This is a genomic window from Caballeronia sp., assembly GCF_049581465.1.
Taxonomy (GTDB): Bacteria; Pseudomonadota; Gammaproteobacteria; order Burkholderiales; family Burkholderiaceae; genus Caballeronia.
Map to the genome: position 1 here is coordinate 1 of NZ_JBAUSA010000117.1, position 1,644 is coordinate 1,644.

Annotated in this window: 2 protein-coding genes; both read left to right on the plus strand. The window is 60.9% G+C overall.

From position 1 onward, the window contains the following. A partial coding sequence (locus WCA53_RS02885) for a sensor histidine kinase (RefSeq protein WP_423905264.1) occupies nucleotides 1–834 on the plus strand: 834 nt, incomplete at its 5' end. Further along, nucleotides 831–1,490 (plus strand): response regulator, encoded by a 660-nt coding sequence (locus tag WCA53_RS02890; RefSeq protein WP_423905267.1) that lies wholly within the window; start codon nucleotides 831–833, stop codon nucleotides 1,488–1,490. The genes WCA53_RS02885 and WCA53_RS02890, both read left to right, overlap by 4 nt. Nucleotides 1,491–1,644: the final 154 nt, after the last annotated feature.

A 1,644-nucleotide genomic window follows, 5' to 3' on the forward strand; every position in this document is an offset into this window, starting at 1 on the left:
GTCGATTGCAGCAACGAGGGATTCATCGCAGTGGCGGCATTTGGCATCGTCTCGCGCGACGCGGCGCTTGGATCGTTCTCGCTCCACTTCCGCCGCGACCGGACGCTGTTGCCGCACGAAACTCGCCTGCTTGAAACGCTGGGCAAGCATCTCGGCACCGCGCTGCAAAACAATCGTCTGGCGAGCGCCTCGCGCCAGCTTGCCGTGGCGCAAGAGCGGCATCTGGTGGCGCAGGGTTTGCACGACAGCATTGCGCAGAGCCTGAATTTCCTGAAGATGCAACTGCACTTGCTCGAAGGCGCGTCGGCCCGTGACGACATGGGCGAGGTGCGCGAGATCGTGCCTTTGCTGCGGGGAGGTCTGGACGAGAGTTACGAGGACGTACGCGAGTTGCTGGTCAACTTCCGGACCAAGTTCGGCACGGGTGACCTGCTCGATGCGGTGAGGGAAACCGCAACGCGTTTCGAGCGTCAGACCGACGCCACCGTCGAACTCGACTGCGACGAAGCCGGTGGATTGCCCTTGCCGCCCGACCAGCAGTTGCAGGTGCTATTCATCCTTCAGGAAGCGCTCTCGAACATTCGCAAGCATGCGTCGGCGTCGCGCGTGAAAATCGCTATCAGGAACGCGCGTGACTTTCATTTGACGATAGAAGACGACGGTGACGGCTACGATCCCGCCGACATTGCCGGCCGGGGCGAAGCGCACGTCGGCTTCCACATCATGCGCGAACGGGCGGCACGGCTTGGCGCGCGACTTGAGCTGGATGGCACGCCTGGTGGGGGCGCCCGCGTTGATCTCCTGTTGCTTGCCAACATGAGGCAAGCGGCATGACTATCCGCATTCTGCTTATAGACGACCACACGCTGTTTCGCTCCGGCGTGCGCGCCCTGCTCGCGCGCCAGCCCGACTTCGACGTAGTGGACGACGCCGCCGATGGTATTGAAGGGATCAAGCGTGCGAAGCAGCATCGACCGGATGTCGTGTTGCTCGATCTGAACATGCCGGGGTTATCCGGGATTGAGACGTTGCAACTGCTGCAGCAGGATTTGCCCGGCACTGCGGTCATCATGCTGACCGTATCGGAAGATGTGGACGAACTGACGATGGCGTTGCGCGAAGGCGCTTGTGGCTATCTGCTGAAAAACATGGAAGCCGATACACTCGCTGCGATGATCCGGCGCGCGGCGCAAGGCGATTCGGTGATCGCCGATAGCATGACGCAACGGCTAATTGCGCAAATGAGGATGCCGGCAAGGGTGGAAGCCGTGCCGGTGGTGGCGCTGGACACGCGCGATGCGCCGGCGTTGACACCGCGTGAGCGCGACATTGTGAGGATTATTTCGCGCGGCGCGAGCAACAAGGACATTGCACGTGAACTGGATCTGGCCGAAAGCACGGTGAAAATCCATGTGCGGAATGTGCTGCGCAAGCTTAGTCTGTCGAGTCGCATGCAAATTGCGATTTATGCGCTTAAGCGGCCGGAGTAGCCTGCTGGCGGCTTTGGAGCGGGTTCTGATTGCGGCGAGTGTGGGGGTAGGGTGGAGGGGTGCTGCTCGCGGAGAGTGTGGGGCTAGGATTGAGTCCTTCTGCTTGCGTGGTCGTTCTGCTTAAGTCGGATTTTCTTGCTTATTTCTGTTAGCC

Bases quoted from the DNA above. Each gene is read 5' to 3' on its own strand.
- WCA53_RS02890 (WP_423905267.1), top strand. From the start codon at position 831: ATGACTATCCGCATTCTGCTTATAGACGACCACACGCTGTTTCGCTCC.